Raw genomic sequence first — 16,276 nt, 5'->3', positions numbered from 1 at the left:
TTATATACTATATATCTCATTTTATATACATCACTTTGATAGCTGAAATTTATAAAATTCAGAGGCACTTACAGGTCTTCCAAATAAAAAACCCTGAATAATATCTACACCTAAGCTTTTTACTATATCATACTCTTCATAAGACTCTATTCCCTCAACACAAACTTTTAAATTTATAATATGAGCTAATTTAATGATATATTCAAGAAAAGTATATTCATAACTATTATATGTAATATTCTTAACAAAACTTCTTTCAATTTTTATTATATTAACAGACAGTTCTTTAAGGTAATTTAAAGATGAATATCCTGTACCAAAGTCATCTATCGCAATATATACTCCTATACCCTTTAAACTAATAAATTTATCATTTAGTAAATTTATATCTGGTATCCAACAATTCTCTGTTAATTCCAAAATTAAAAATTCAGGTCTTAATTGATACTCTACTAAACATTCTACTATAAAATCTCTAAAAAAATCTTCCTTTAACTGAATATACGATACATTTACAGATATTTTAAAGTCTGGATTTATTTTATGCCATTCTTTACACTGTTTTACAGCTTCTTTTATAATCCACTTCCCAACTGGTATAATTAAATTACTCTGTTCTAGTATTGGTATAAATTCAACAGGAGATACTTCTCCATAAGTACTCGAATGCCATCTTAAAAGTACCTCTGCCCCTATTACCTCTTTTGTAACAGCATTTACCTGGGGTTGAAAAAACAGCTCAAAGTCATTAAAATTATTTTCAACGCACTCTCTTAGTTTTTGTTGCATTGAAATTACCTTTAGTTTATTTTCATAGAGCTCTTGTGAAAAAAACTTAATTCTATTTTTACCACTAATTTTTGCTATATCCAATGCAATATCAACATGTTTAAATAAATCTAAATAATTATCTCCATCTTCTGGATACATAGCAACGCCTGCAGTCACTGTGCAATAGTACTTATTTGATTCAATTTCATGCTGAGTATTTGTATACATCTGTATCTTTTCATATATTTTCTCTATAGTTTCTTTAGTACACATAGGGTAAAAAAATGCAAATTCATCTCCATCTAACCTATACAATCTTACATCTTTTGGAAGATATTCTAATACTTCAGTAGCAATTGCACGCAATACTTTGTCACCATAAGAATGTCCATATTTTTCATTTATATTTTTAAAATTATCAATATCCATAATAAACATAGCACCATTTTTATAAATTTTCTCTTTTATAAGATAATTCATTCTATGTTCAAATTGTTCTCTATTCCACGTTCCTGTGATAGAATCAAATTTATTTTTTTCACCAATATTCTTTATTCTCCCAACTAGAAATATAGTTTTTGGGTCATCCGACACATAAACTTTACCTCTACAAGAAATCCATACTATTTCTTTATATTTATTAATCAACCTATATTCTAAATTGTGCTCACCTTTTTTTCCATGTAGTAATTCTTGTATATCATCTTTCCATATTTGAACATCATCCGGATAAACAATTTTACTCCAACAATTGACTAAATCAGATTCTATCTCTTTACTTAAGTTAAATTCATCAAAAATTGCTGAAGAAATTTTAAATTTATTCCTATTTATATCCCAAAAAAATATATAATCTTCTGTACTTTGAGATAAAAGTTCAAAGAAAATTTCTATATGGTCTAAACTTAAAGAGTTCGATTCTTCTCTCATCTTTTCCCCCTACAATATTACTATTAGTGTAGTTTAATCAACAAAATATCCTTATCTAGATTATACTATTTTACTAATTTTTTGTCTCATCAAACACATTTCCCCAACTTTAGTTATCTTATCAAATCTCTTACTCTTAACTAAGTTTTTTGAGATTCATAAAGTAATTTTTCTATAATCATTACTGGTGATTTATTTTTACCTGCTAAAACACCATGTTAAATCATTTATTAAATCATTTTCTCTTAAAATTCTATTTTTCGTTATATAAAGAGTTATCAGTTCTTTATTCTATAAAACTTTTCTATTACTCTTGAATTTATTTTATTTTTTTCTCCGCCTATTCTCTTTGGATTTGGTATTGTTTTTCTATAGATTTTGGCAAAGAAGTGTCTCTTCCTATAATATAAGATTTTGATATTTCTTCATCATCTATAAATTTTTTAATAGGGATTATATCATTTTTTATATTTATTTATATAAATATTTTTTGTTTTTAATTTTTTCTATCTTCTTATGTACTTACATTTAATTTATTCTTTTCAGTTAATAAAATAGGTACATTTTTAGTACATGAAAATAGAGTTGCTTACAGGGTATATAGGATTGATGTACTATTTACTAATATTACATTTTCAACTGATTCAACCCCTCTTTTACTTACATAATTTAAGTATATTTTTCTGGATTTTTAAATTTATGTACTTTAAAATGGATATACTTATTTTCATTGATTTTGTAAGAATTAATAAAAAATACGATTACACTACAAAATTAGAATGTCAATGTTTATAAATAAAAATAATATTTTTTATTTTAATTATTACATCCATAGTTTCCATTTGTTATAAAAAAAGTTACTATTTATTGAAAATTTAGATATTTTTCTAAAAATTATCTATGTTAATAGTTAAATTTATGAACATTTTTTGTTTTTATGTTAGGATATTTCTTAGAAATGAAATACTTCTTAATTTGATTTGATATGTATATTTTTATAGCTATTTTATTATAAAAAAAAAGAACCCTTTTATAACTAAGGGTTACTTTTTTTCTCTATTTTTTCTTATTATATCACTATTTTTTCCCTATTTCAATATTTTGACATTTTTTCCATTATACTGAAAAGATATCTTAAATTTTTAACTTGGATAAATTTTAAAGCATATACTTAAAATTAACATACTTGTTTTCTATTTTATTACACTTAATCCTTATTTTTATCATTCTACAAAACAAAAATAAAAAAGAATAAGATAATAAATAAAATACTTATCACCTTATTCTTTATTTAATTATTTTACAACGAAAAATCTAAACTACTTTTTAAATAGCTTCCTCTTCCATCAATTTATTTGTATATTACTGATTTAATTCTTCAAGTAACTGATTGTTTCTTGCAATACTTCATCCTAAACTCTGGAAACTTTATAAACTACCTCTCTAGCATTTGGTAAATTTCCATCTGGAATACCTACAGCAATACCAAATGGTACAGAATACCCTTCTGGTATATCAAGTAGTTCTCTATATTTTTTATTTGTATCAAACTTCATCTTTATTGACTCTGATTCTTTTACATCTTCTTTATCCAATACACTCACAAGACCTTCAATATCCCCTTGTTCAACAGGTGTAAATAAACCTCTAACCATTCCTATTATACAACTTCCAAGCCCTAGTGCTTGTGCAGCTGTTGTTATATTCCCTGTAAGTATTCCTATATCATATGGAGCCCATGAACTACTTTCATCATAAGAAATAAATAAAACGGTTGGAGCACCATAAAATAACTTAAAGTTTTTATTTATCTCAACATTACTCACCTCATGAATCCTAGATAAAGTATCATCACTAATCTCTTTTAAAAGTTTCTGGTCTTGCACAACAGTTATGTGCCAAGGCTGTTTATTACATCCTGAAGGTGCTGCAAATGCACAGTGTAATAATGTGTTTACTTGCTCATCACTAATTTGTTCTGTCGTAAATTTTCGTATACTTCTACGACTTTGTATTAAATTTATTGTTTGGTTGTCTTGAAAATTATTATTCATATCTATTCCCCTTTTTATGTATTTCTTAGTACAAATACTAAATCTTCAGAAAATTAATCTTATAATTAAATTTCTTTACAATATTATTATAATTATTTTTAGCTTGTATGTGAAGACTTAAAAATATAAACACTTTTAATATATCTCAATTATATATATAAATGAAAATCTGGTATTCGTCATCTATAGAAACTGCTCTTTTCTATAGTTTAATCAATACCAGATTAATAAAACATGATATATTAATTTAAAGGACCCCATCCCTCTTTAGAATGAATCTCTGTTTTTACAGACTTAACACTATCTGTGTCAACATCCCATGACCTACCTGCAACAGAAATACCATTTTTACCTTTATACCATCTACCTTCATCATAATCGTAAACTAGGGAAGTATACCAATTACCTCCAGTCTTATTATTTGCAAATACAACTACAGTAGCATCAGATTTAGTAGGATTATATGCATATGGTTGTATATATAGTGTATCCTTACTTAATCCATATTTTGCCTTAAATTCATCTGGAATTGTAGGCCACCCATTTTTATATTTATTGTCTAATAAATATTTTCTAAAATCATCATTGCCCTTTGAAGCTCCTGGTATTATAGAAGGGTCTTGTGCAAATGATGCAATCAAATCTTTCATACTTTGATGCACATCCCTAGCCATTTCAACACCGTCTGGATGTTTTGTACAAGTAACATACACTTTTGCAATGCTTTCTATTCCAGTTATTCCATCATAACCATCATCAAACGTTGCTGAATATATTCCACCTGACTTACACTTTGGTTCTGTTTCAAAGTACTTACCATCTTTGTTTTCTAATACCTCTTTTATGACTTCATTCTTGTCTTTACTTGATTCCTCAGCCATTGCAATAACAATTTGAGTCTTTATATTTTCTCTATTAGAAAGACATGTAACTGCTTTACTTTTTTCTATATTTCTAAATAACGCTGGAACAGCTACTATAACTAAAATTCCTATTATAGATATAACTACCAACAATTCAATTAATGTAAAACCCTTTTTATTCATAATAATCATTCCCATTAAATAAAATTATAGTACTTATTTTTAAATACTACATATTAATAAATTGTCTACATAAATCCTTTCAACAGAACTACTAATATACTTACAGAACTACTAATATACTCAATATTCAATTTAATAATTAAATAACTTGTATGCTAAAACTCAATATCCTCTACCTCTATTTTGTCAATAGCATCCTGTACTAATTTTTCAATGTCAAGTGCTGTTTCAGATTTTTCTATTTTCTCTAATCTAGGTTTAGTGACGGGCTTTCTAGGAGAAAATACACTACAACAATCTTCTTCAGGCACTATAGATGTTTCAAAAGTCCCTATTTTTTTGGCTATATCAACTATATCTGATTTATCCATTGCTATAAGTGGTCTAAACACTGGTAAGTCTACAACGGCATTAGTACAAGTAAGTCCTTGTATAGTTTGAGATGCAACCTGCCCAATACTTTCACCTGTAATTAAAGCATCACAATGTCTTTTTTCAGAAAGTCTCTGTGCTATCCTCATCATAAATCTTCTTGAAAGAATAGTAGCTTCTTCTTCATTACAATTCTCGCCAATTGCTTTTTGTATTTCTAAGATATTAACTTTATGAAGCCTTACTCTACCACAGTATTTTGCCAGTATTTTAGCTAAATCCTTAACTTTTTCCTGTGACCTTTCACTTGTAAATGGATAACTATGAAAGTGAACTGCCTCTACTTCCATACCTCTTTTTGCAACCATCCATGTAGCTACTGGGCTATCTATACCTCCTGATAAAAGAGACATAGCTCTACCATTCGTTCCAAGTGGCAATCCACCATATCCAGGTATAGTATCACTATAGACCATAGTATGAAATTCTCTGTATTCGCACTTTATTTTAACTTCTGGATTTCTTACATCAACATTAATCCTATCTCCTACCTTTGATAATAAGTATCCACCTATATCCATACTCATTTCTTGAGAAGTCAATCCGAAAGACTTATCTCCTCTTCTTGACTCTACCTTAAAAGTTTTATATCCAGCCTCTATTTTTTCTTCTAACATTTTTAAAGCTATTTCTTTTAATGTATCATAATCTTTTTTAGCTCTTACTCCAGGGCACACACCCACTATCCCAAATACTTTTCTAACTTCTTCAATTACTTCTTCATAATCATAGTCTTCTAAATCAACATATATTCTTCCATACTCTTTATATACATTAAATCTTCCAATTGGTTTTAACATATTTCTTATATTTCTTATAAGCCTATTCTCAAATATATATCTATTCTTTCCTTTTACTCCAATTTCTCCATACTTTACTATTAATATATTATACACCATTTCACCTCTTAAACTAATTTATTATCACTATTTATACAGTATTCTTTATTTTCTTTTCATTATTGACCTTAAGTCACAAATTGATTCTTTCAAAACTTTCACAGCTTCTAACATTTCTTCTTCTGTATTCATATCAGATAAACTAAATCTTATTGTTCCATTTATTTCTTCATTTGTAAGACCTATAGCATTTAATACGTAACTACCTTTCTTTTTAGAAGAACATGCAGAGCCAGTTGATACATAAATACCTTTTTGCTCTAAGTAATGAAGTAAAACTTCTCCTTTTGTCCCTCTAAATGATACATTTAATATATGACATACTCCATCTTCTGGAGAATTGATTTTTATATCTTCTATATTATCAATTATTTCATTTTTTAATATATTTTTTAAGTTATCTACTTTCGAAATAACAGCATCTAAATCTTTGTTTAGTATTCTAACAGCTTCTCCAAGACCATATATTCCAGGTACATTTTCTGTTCCCGACCTAATTCCAATTTCCTGACCACCACCTGTTAACATAGGCTTAAGGCGATTATTTTCTTTTATATACATAAATCCAATTCCCTTTGGACCATGAAATTTATGTGCACTTACACTCATAAAATCTATATTGTATTTAGATGGTCTAAAGTTAATTTTTCCATATGATTGAATAGCATCAACATGGAAATAAATTTTTTCTTTTAAACCCTTCAAATACTTTCCAACTTCACCTATTGGCTGTATAGTTCCTATTTCATTGTTAACATGCATCATGCTTACTAAGCATGTAGTTGACTTTATCGCATTTTTTAAATCCTCTATATTTATTTTCCCATCTTTTCCGACCTCTAAATAAGTTACTTCAAAACCATCTTCTTCTAAATCTTTTAATGTATTTAAAACAGAAGGATGTTCTATGTTAGTAGATATTATGTGATTTTTTCTTTTTTTATTTAAACTAGTAATACCTCTTATTATAGTATTATTACACTCTGTACCACCTGATGTAAAATAAATCTCCTTTTCTTTCGCTCCTAGAGATTTAGCTATATCTTGTCTTACTTCTTTTATAGCTTTTTCAACTTCTACACCTTTTCTATGGACAGAAGAAGGATTTCCATATTCCGTATTAAGTGCATAAACCATTTTATCTATAACTTCTTGATAAGGTTTTGTAGTTGCGCTATTGTCTAAGTATATTTCCAACTTAATTACACCTACCTTTATTTAAAATCTTCAACTCTAACTATTATACCACTAATTATAGTATTTTTTTTGTTAATCTTTATTAAAAAGACAATCTTAAATTATAAAATATTATTTCATGAAAAGCTAGTTTTTTCACTTTATTACAAATTTTTATAGTAAAATATAATATACTTATACTATACCCTACAAAAATATATTATAAAATACAATATATGATAAAATAATATATTATATAAAATAAATATATTATATTATACATATACTTATTTTTACTATAAAAGTTAAATTTATAAGCTTACTTGTTATAAAAATAACTTTTATAATTTATTTCAAAAAAAATATTGATTTTTGTGTCGCATTTTGTTATAATAAATTAAGGTTATCCCCCTGGTAACCCTAGTTAGTTAATATATCTATTCCCAATACCCTTTCATAAGGATATATTTTATATTTATTAAAAATCGGATTAGTAACGGAAATTAATTCGGTGGAAAAAAAGAGCTTACCCCGAGCTCTTTTTTTTTCTGCAAAAAATCGTAAAAATAAAGTTAATATTAATATAACTTTAATTTTAAAATTAATATTAACCATCACTAAAAAAGGATGTATTGAATTTCTAATATCAATAACATCCTTTTTATATATTATAGCACTTTTGCTAAAAATGCTTTTGTTCTTTCATGTTTTGGATTTCCGAAAACTTCTTCTGGAGTATTATCTTCAAGTATACTTCCTCCATCTATAAAAATAACTCTATCTGCAACTTCCTTAGCAAATCCCATCTCATGAGTTACAATTGCCATTGTCATACCTTCTTTAGCAAGTTCTTTTATAACATCCAAAACTTCGTTTACCATTTCTGGGTCAAGAGCAGATGTTGGCTCATCAAACAACATCATATCTGGTTCCATAGCAAGTGCTCTAGCTATTGCTATTCTTTGCTTTTGTCCTCCAGATAATTGTGATGGATATGAATCTTTTTTATCTAAAAGACCAACTCTACTCAACAAAATTTCTGCTTTTTTTTCTGCTTCTTCCTTAGTCATCTTTTTTAATTTAATTGGTGCTAATGTTATATTATCTAAAATAGTCTTATGTGGGAATAAATTAAAGTTCTGAAACACCATACCTATATTTTGTCTAACCTCATCAATATTAGTTTTTTTATCGACCAAATTTTTTCCTTCAAATATTATTTCTCCACCTGTAGGTATTTCTAGTAAATTCATACATCTAAGAAGTGTACTTTTACCAGAACCACTTGGACCTACTATAACCATTATTTCGCCTTTAGCGATTTCTAAGTCTATATTTTTTAATACATTTAAATCTCCAAAAGATTTACTTAAATTTTTTATTGTAATCATATTATCACTTTCCTTTTTACTATTCTATGTTTTCCCTAAATGCTAAACATGCTCTCATCTAGTTAGACACAGATAGTTTCTTTTCTAATAATCCAACTAATCTTGATAGAGTAAATGTTATAACAAAGTAAATTGCTGCTGCTACTATTAATGGCTCTAATGCTCTAAATGCTGCATTTTTTACTATATCAGCAGTACGCATTATCTCAACAACTCCTATTACAGATATTATTGAAGATTCTTTTACAAGTGTAATAAACTCATTTGCTAATGAAGGTAATATATTTTTTATAGCTTGAGGTATTATTATATATCTCATAGTTGACCAATAATTTAATCCTAATGATCTACTTGCTTCCATTTGTCCATTATCAACTGATTGTATACCTGATCTAAGTATCTCTGCCACGTATGCACCAGAGTTTACTGATAATGCAAATGCACTAGCTATAAATTCACTTGGTATACCAAACAACATAGGGAATCTTATTCCTAATTGAGGTAAACCAAACCATACTATATATATCTGTACTAATAATGGTGTCCCTCTTAAAACCTCAATATAGATTGATGATATTGCTCTTAATACTTTGCTCTTTGATATTTTTGCCATACAGATAATTATACCTATTATAAATCCAAAGCATAATGCCACAAGAGAAATTGATACTGTCACACCTGTTCCTTCCAAAAAAGAAGTCCCAAATCTACTTAAAAAACTAAAATCTAAACTCATAATTTCATCTCCCACATAACTTTCTTACTAATTTGAAGCAGCTTCAGTAGATGCTTCATTTAAAAATTCTTCTATCTTCTTGCCATCTTGTAATTCTTTTATCTTTTTGTTTAATAATTCTATAAAATCTTTGTTATTGTCAGATTTTTTGATTGCTGCTGCCATACCTTCTGTTACATCTTTCCCAACTTCAGTATTTGCCATTTTTATTCCATCATATTTTTTAACATTTATTAAAGAAACTGCTTCATTAGTAACAACTGCATCTATGTTTCCATTTTTTAATTCTGTAATTAAATCAGGTATTGCTTTCAAAGATTTTGTAGTTGTCATTTTTAAAGTGTTAACTACATATTCTTCTTGGATACTTCCTGCTTGAACTCCAACTCTAAGTTTCTTTAAATCATCTTCAGTTTTTACTTTGTCTATATCTGCATCTTTAACTATAACTGCATTTCTACTTAAATAATATAATTCTGAAAAATCAACACTCTTTTCTCTCTCTGGTGTTGGAGACATACCTGCAAGAACAATATCAACTTGGTCTGCATTTAAAGCACCTATTAATCCATCAAATGACATATCCTTAATTTCAACCTTTACACCAAGCTCTTTTGCAAATTCTTCAGCCAACATTATATCGAATCCTTTTATTGAATCTTTTCCATCTACTACCTTATGAAATTCAAATGGAGGAAATTCTGCACTAGTACCAACAACTAATTTTCCATTGTCTTTTATTTGTTCTAACTTTGTTTTTTCTCCTCCACCACTACATCCTACTAGCGATAATGTCAATCCTAATACTAATCCTAAACTTAATAATTTTTTAAATACTTTCATTTTAACTACCCCTCTCTTTTAATTATAATTTCCCTCAGATTTTAATACTTAAATGTTTCGAGTTACAAAAAAAGTCTCTCAGTCTTTAATGACTAAGAGACGACTTTACCGCGTTACCACTCTTATTGATAAATACTTATATTACTTTCAAAATTTGTGACTGTTAGCTTTTAAGCTGTATGGATATTTTTATTTTAAAATCAAAAAAGTCCCTTAGCTTTACAGCTAAGAGACGAATTATATCCGCGTTACCACTCTTTTTGATAAGTAAGTACTTATCCTCTCAATCCCTTAAGGCGGGTAAACCAATTATCATACTAAAGTTTCTGATAATCTCCTCCAGAGCTCTCTTCACATAGACTTCATTGCTAGGCTTACACCAACCCCTAACTCGCTGTAAATCCATATATGCTACTTTCTCTATCATTGGATTTGTTTCCTTAAATTGTTAATACAATTGTACTTCCTTATAATATTTTTGTCAATAAGTTTTTTATTTTTTTAATAATTTTTACTTGTAAATTATCTAAATACTACTGTTTATATTTATTGATATTATTTGTGTAATTATAAATAGTATATTTCATATTTTTAGCTATTTCTTAAATAATACTAAATAATATCTTTCACATTGTTGCTTTTCTTTAATAATACTAAATAATATTTTCCACATTGTTGCTTTTTCTAAACAACTATAAATAATATATTAAACCCTTATTTCTTTTTCTAATAAGTTAAATAATACACTTTACACATATCTATTTGTCTTGCACATAATAAATAATACATTATATTTCTATCTAAATTTAGATTCTAAATTAAATAGTATAAATTATATTCTTCAATAAACAAGTTTTCAAATCCAGGATTCGCTCTCTATCTTTAAACTTTATTGTAAACATAATTCCATCTTTTTTAATTATTTCTCCTTCATGAAATTTTTTATGGTATACCTTATCTCCTACACCAATACTGTCAATTTCTTTTTTCGTTGGAGATTTTATATCATTAATAAATAATGATTTATCAACTTTCTTACCATACTTATTTAAAGTAGAGCTTATACATAACTTTTCTTCAGCTCTTGTAATAGCAACATACATAAGTCTTCTTTCTTCTTCTAATTGTTCTTCTTTTTTCTCTTCCTTACAAATATCATATGATTTTTCATGAGGTATTGTTCCTTCATTTACACCTATAATATAAACATTTCTAAATTCTAATCCTTTTGCACTATGCATAGTTGTAAATATGACACCCTCAGTCTGCTTATTCTTGTTATTTTCCGTTAACTCAGTCTTTACTCTATCAATATGCTCTAAAAACTCTGTAACAGTATTAAAATTAGTTGCTGAACTCTCAAGTTCATTTAATATCTCTACAAGTCCATTAGTCTTTATCTTTCTGTTGCTACAATAATCTAAAACATATCTATCATAATCAAGACTAGTTCTAATATAAGATATTGCATTTTTAGGATTTAAAGTATTTAAATAACTTAAATCTATTTCCAAATCATTTATTGTTTTAACTTGTTTAGGATGAAGATTACACTTATTTATTAATGCTGTTATAAAGTCATTTTCATCCTTAACCATATTTATACTGTCTTTGGATATATATCTAAAAGGCTTGTTTATAATTCTCAACCAATCTTTATTTGATTTTGGATTAATACCTATTCTTAAATAGGCTAGTATGTCTTGACTTGCCCAATGGTCATATATTGTAATTACTGAGTCTTTTACTACAAATGGAATCCTCATATCCATAAATACATCTACTAATGCTCTTGACTGTATATTAGTTCTATAAATTACTGCAAAATCTGAATACTCTACATAATCTTTTTGTATTTCGTCAATTATTTCCCTGGCAATATATAAGGCTTCTTCCTCTGAATCATGCGGAGAAATATAGGTAACACTTCCTCCATCCCCCTGACTACACTTAATGATTTTTTCATATCTATTTTTATTTTTGTCGATAAGTCTATTTGCAGTATGCACTATCTCACTTTTAGACCTGTAATTTATATCTAATATTATTTTTTTAGTATTATTAAAGTATTGTTCAAATTCAAGCAAAAAATCTGGTCTAGCACCTCTAAATCCATATATACTTTGGTCTTCATCTCCAACTGCAAATATATTGTTTAATGGGCTACAAATTAACTTTAAAACTTCAAACTGTACTTTATTTATATCTTGAAATTCATCTATCAATATATATTTATACACATTTCTAACCATTTCTAGTGCAGACTTATTGTTCAAAAGTAAATAATAAGTTCTTATAAGCATATCATCAAAATCTATTTTATTAACTTTAGATTTTTGTTCTTCGTATAAGTTGTATACTTTTAAAAACTCATCTTTTGTTAATACTTCTGAATTAAATTCATTTTTATCCATAAGTTCATTTTTTACATAGGAAATTTCATTTATAACTTGTCCTATATTCTCATCATCATCAGCATTCTCTATATTTAAACTTTTTAGGATTGCCTTGATTGTCATTCGCTTTGACTTTTCATCAAATATACTGTCTAAGTTGTATCTTTCAAAGTATCTTAGAATTTTAAAAAATACAGAGTGAAAAGTACCATAGGTTACCTTATTAAGTCTTATATCATCACTTAAATTCAAAGCTCTATTTTTCATTTCTATTGAAGATGCCTTGGTAAAACTTATTGCCAAGATTCTTGTTGGTGCTATGTTTTTGTTTACAACCATATTGGCTATTCTATATGTAATTACTCTGGTCTTACCTGAACCAGGCCCTGCAAGTATCATGCAAGGCCCATCTATATGCTCAACTGCTTCTAATTGATTTTCATTTAACTTTCTTATATCTATATTTGTTGTGATTATTAGCTCCACCACCTTGATTTATAATTATATTATTTTCTTTTTAATTATAAACTAAAAGTTCATAAAAATAAATTTAATTTTTCCTCTATTAAACCACATCATTCCTATTTTCATGACATATCTTGAGTTCTTTTTTAATTTTGTCGCTTATATCTTCAGGTATAAATGATGGTTTACTAATATAGTAGCCTTGCATATAATCTACTCCAAGATTAATTAGTGTTTCCATTTCACCTTTTGTTTCTACACCTTCTGCTATCACTTTAATATTTCTTTCGTTAGAATATGAGATAAGATTTTTTAATATTTTCTGTCTGTTTTCATCTTTATCAATACCTCTTACAATAGACATATCAATCTTTACATAGTCTGGCATTATATATAATAGTACAGCATCTCCGTTGTAACCTGTCCCAAAGTCATCTAAAGCAATTTCTATATTCCAATGGTCTATATATGCTTTCTTTTTCTCAATAAAATCTTCATTAATCTTATCATTCTCTGTTATTTCTAGTACTACTCTATTTAAATATTCACCATATAAATCTTCAATTTCCTCAAAATCTACTTTTGACAAATTATTATTAGGAATAGAATTTAAGAACAGTTTGCAATCGCCAAATTTTTCTTTGTATTTTTTAAATGATTTAAGTGCTTTAAACCATGTAATACGCTCAATTTGATATAATTTAGACTGTGAACGAGCTAATCTAATGACATCTATTGGTGAACTAAAAGTTTTTATTTTAGGTCTCATAAGTGCTTCATATGCAAAAACTTTACCTTTACAATCTACAATAGGCTGAAATGCATACTCAACTAATTGACCATCAATTAACTTGTTTAATTCTTCTCTATTACTCAATAAGAATGAATCCTTATTATATATATTAATATCAAATTCACTAACTTCACCCTTGATTGTATTTTTAATTTGATACATAGCAAAATCTGCGTATCTCATTAATTCATCATAGTTGGTTGAATCATCAGGGTACCAGGAAATTCCTGCTGATGCCCTTATTTTAAATTCTGTTCCATCATGAAGTTTTAATAAGGTATTATTCATCTGTTTCTTAACAGAATTAATAATATCTCTTATACTATCTTTACTTTCATATCCATATATAAATACATAAAACTCATCACCTGAAAGTCTAGATACTATACCATTCCATGATATAAACTTCTTAAGTATGTCTGCAGCACACCTAATATATTCATCACCAGCATCATGTCCATATGTATCATTAATATATTTTAGATTATCTAAATCCCACATAATAAATGCTGCTATCTTAAGTTCATCTTTATTCTTAAATTTTTCTTGTATCTGTGAATGAAAAGCTCTCCTATTTAAAAGATTCGTTAAAATATCAAAATCTCTTTCATATTCTATCTTCCTTTTCTCAATAAATTCTTTTGTTACATCAACAACAACACCAAGAACCTTTAGCTCATCTTCAAAGATATTCATTCTTATCCACTTAAGTTTTTTATCTTTAGATTCAAACTTATATATATATGTATTTTCTGTTTCATAACTTTCTTGCAAATATTTATCTAGTCCCCTTAATTTTTTCAGGAACTTATTTTTTTCCATATATCCATATTCTTCAAATTTGATTTCAGTAGTAAACACGCTAAAAAATTCTTTTGTACAAAAAACATTCTCTGCGTTTTTGTATAACTCAAAAGCTCCAATTGGCATATCTACCATTTCAATAATCTGTGATAATTTTGACGAAGAATCTGCAACATTTGCACTGAGCAACTCTATAGCTGAAGATAATTCATCTATTTCAGATATATTTATCTTATCAAGATTTACTGGTTTTGATGGATTACTGTTTCTAACTTTGTTGGCTAAAAGAACAATTGGTTTTGTAAATAATCTTGATGCAATATAAATACCTATTAGACCTATTAATAAAGAAATTGCTATAGATATTATAACTAATTTCTCTACCCTTTTTGAAAATGACAAAAGACTTTTTTCTTCAATAATACCCAAAAGAGCCCAACGTTCATTTTCAAATGGAGTATTGGAGTTATATAAATCTAAGTATTGTACACTAGCATAAATGTTGCCATTACCACATTCATTATCTTTATTTTTAATCTTATATATATTTTTATACGATTCCTTCTGCTCTAAATTAGAATGTAAACCATCCCAAAATTTTTCTTTTAATGAGTATCCATTTGAAATTACATTTTCAAAGGCCATATCATTATTTCTATCTACACCTAAAATATAATTACCCTTTTTATTCCCATTTATCTCTGAGTATGGAAGTAATTCTCTTAAATAATTTACACTTAAATCTATTCCAAGTACTCCATATACAGTTCCATCTTCATAAATAAGGGGAACTGTATATGTCATAAGCCTATCACCTGCATTTGTCAATAAAAACTTACTTCCCCAGTATCCTAAATTAGAACTTGATACATTTGGATTATCAATTGCAGCTCTAAATGGTTTATAAAAAAAATCATCTCCATCTTGCTCATTTTCACTTTTAAATGAAAACTTAGGTTCCCAATAACTGTCCATAGATATTCCAAAACTTCTTGCTATATCTGATGAACCTCTCTCAATTAACAAATCAGAATTATCATTTGGATTAAACTTAGGGTCTAAATCCCTTATATACAATCCTGTCCTACTTATTTCACCTTTACTATCTATTGACTTATCGTTAATATTTTTGTCACTTAGGATTATAAAAGCTCCTGTAACAGAATTTTTTCTCAAAAGATATATTAAATCATTTGATATGCTTTTTATAATATCTTTGTTAATTTCTTCATTGTTGCCTACATCCTCAATTAAGGCATTTTTTTCATTTAATACTTTTTTTACAGAGGAATTAATTGTAGCTTCCGTTTCACTTGTATTTGACCATCTTTGTAACATTTCATTTTGTATATAATTTTTACGATTAATTACTCTTTCATTTAAGATGTCAAACGAATTATCATTTAATTTCTTAATAGTTCCTCCCCATAAAATTGTGGCACAAAATAAACTTGTTTGAATTAGCATAACAATAATTAGGGGAAATATCATCTTTTTCATTATTGAATTGTTTTTTCTTAGATTGTTTTCCATACCCATT

10 protein-coding genes and 1 other annotated feature are annotated in these 16,276 nt (G+C 27.2%); all 10 genes read right to left on the bottom strand.

The annotated features are described in order from the left end of the window. Positions 1-30: 30 nt before the first annotated feature. Complete coding sequence (gene pdcB, locus CDIF1296T_RS04670; protein ID WP_018112769.1) at positions 31-1,701, bottom strand: phosphodiesterase PdcB; 1,671 nt, start codon at positions 1,699-1,701, stop codon at positions 31-33. Between the two features lie 1,412 nt (positions 1,702-3,113). Beyond that, the gene (locus tag CDIF1296T_RS04665) at positions 3,114-3,755 is read right to left on the bottom strand and encodes a nitroreductase (RefSeq protein ID WP_003437445.1); all 642 of its coding nucleotides are present in this window, start codon (positions 3,753-3,755) and stop codon (positions 3,114-3,116) included. Positions 3,756-3,997: 242 nt separating this feature from the next. Then, the gene (locus CDIF1296T_RS19930) at positions 3,998-4,801 is read right to left on the bottom strand and encodes a prepilin-type N-terminal cleavage/methylation domain-containing protein (protein ID WP_009895808.1); all 804 of its coding nucleotides are present in this window, start codon (positions 4,799-4,801) and stop codon (positions 3,998-4,000) included. 155 nt (positions 4,802-4,956) lie between these two features. Continuing rightward, on the bottom strand, positions 4,957-6,129 hold the full coding sequence (gene thiI / locus CDIF1296T_RS04655) for a tRNA uracil 4-sulfurtransferase ThiI (RefSeq protein ID WP_009888561.1): 1,173 nt from the start codon (positions 6,127-6,129) through the stop codon (positions 4,957-4,959). A 48-nt stretch (positions 6,130-6,177) separates the two neighbouring features. Next, a complete protein-coding gene (locus tag CDIF1296T_RS04650; protein ID WP_009895806.1) occupies positions 6,178-7,329 on the bottom strand; it encodes a cysteine desulfurase family protein in 1,152 nt (383 codons plus the stop codon). 647 nt (positions 7,330-7,976) lie between these two features. Next, positions 7,977-8,699 (bottom strand): amino acid ABC transporter ATP-binding protein, encoded by a 723-nt coding sequence (locus CDIF1296T_RS04645; protein WP_003432205.1) that lies wholly within the window; start codon positions 8,697-8,699, stop codon positions 7,977-7,979. Positions 8,700-8,757: 58 nt separating this feature from the next. Continuing rightward, entirely contained in the window at positions 8,758-9,435 is a 678-nt protein-coding gene (locus CDIF1296T_RS04640; RefSeq protein ID WP_009888558.1) for an amino acid ABC transporter permease, read from the bottom strand. Between the two features lie 27 nt (positions 9,436-9,462). Beyond that, a complete protein-coding gene (locus tag CDIF1296T_RS04635; RefSeq protein ID WP_003432207.1) occupies positions 9,463-10,278 on the bottom strand; it encodes a transporter substrate-binding domain-containing protein in 816 nt (271 codons plus the stop codon). 225 nt (positions 10,279-10,503) lie between these two features. Then, positions 10,504-10,714: a binding site (T-box leader), on the bottom strand. A 382-nt stretch (positions 10,715-11,096) separates the two neighbouring features. Continuing rightward, a complete protein-coding gene (locus tag CDIF1296T_RS04630) occupies positions 11,097-13,163 on the bottom strand; it encodes an ATP-dependent helicase (RefSeq protein ID WP_018112768.1) in 2,067 nt (688 codons plus the stop codon). A gap of 76 nt (positions 13,164-13,239) precedes the next feature. Next, positions 13,240-16,269, bottom strand: coding sequence for an EAL domain-containing protein (locus CDIF1296T_RS04625; protein ID WP_009895801.1), 3,030 nt, complete (start codon positions 16,267-16,269; stop codon positions 13,240-13,242). Between the last annotated feature and the right edge of the window lie 7 nt (positions 16,270-16,276).

It is taken from the genome of Clostridioides difficile ATCC 9689 = DSM 1296 (genome assembly GCF_001077535.1).
GTDB classification, from domain to species: Bacteria; Bacillota; Clostridia; order Peptostreptococcales; family Peptostreptococcaceae; genus Clostridioides; species Clostridioides difficile.
The sequence above is the reverse complement of the archived record's forward strand: the minus strand, read 5'-3'. Positions and strand labels throughout refer to the sequence as shown.

What these genes read in the sequence shown, in the direction of transcription:
- CDIF1296T_RS04625 (WP_009895801.1), bottom strand. Translation starts at nt 16,269, where the DNA reads ATGGAAAACAATCTAAGAAAAAACAATTCAATAATGAAAAAGATGATA.
- CDIF1296T_RS04645 (WP_003432205.1), bottom strand. Translation starts at nt 8,699, where the DNA reads ATGATTACAATAAAAAATTTAAGTAAATCTTTTGGAGATTTAAATGTA.
- CDIF1296T_RS04665 (WP_003437445.1), bottom strand. Translation starts at nt 3,755, where the DNA reads ATGAATAATAATTTTCAAGACAACCAAACAATAAATTTAATACAAAGT.
- CDIF1296T_RS04640 (WP_009888558.1), bottom strand. Translation starts at nt 9,435, where the DNA reads ATGAGTTTAGATTTTAGTTTTTTAAGTAGATTTGGGACTTCTTTTTTG.
- CDIF1296T_RS19930 (WP_009895808.1), bottom strand. Translation starts at nt 4,801, where the DNA reads ATGAATAAAAAGGGTTTTACATTAATTGAATTGTTGGTAGTTATATCT.
- CDIF1296T_RS04635 (WP_003432207.1), bottom strand. Translation starts at nt 10,278, where the DNA reads ATGAAAGTATTTAAAAAATTATTAAGTTTAGGATTAGTATTAGGATTG.
- pdcB (WP_018112769.1), bottom strand. Translation starts at nt 1,701, where the DNA reads ATGAGAGAAGAATCGAACTCTTTAAGTTTAGACCATATAGAAATTTTC.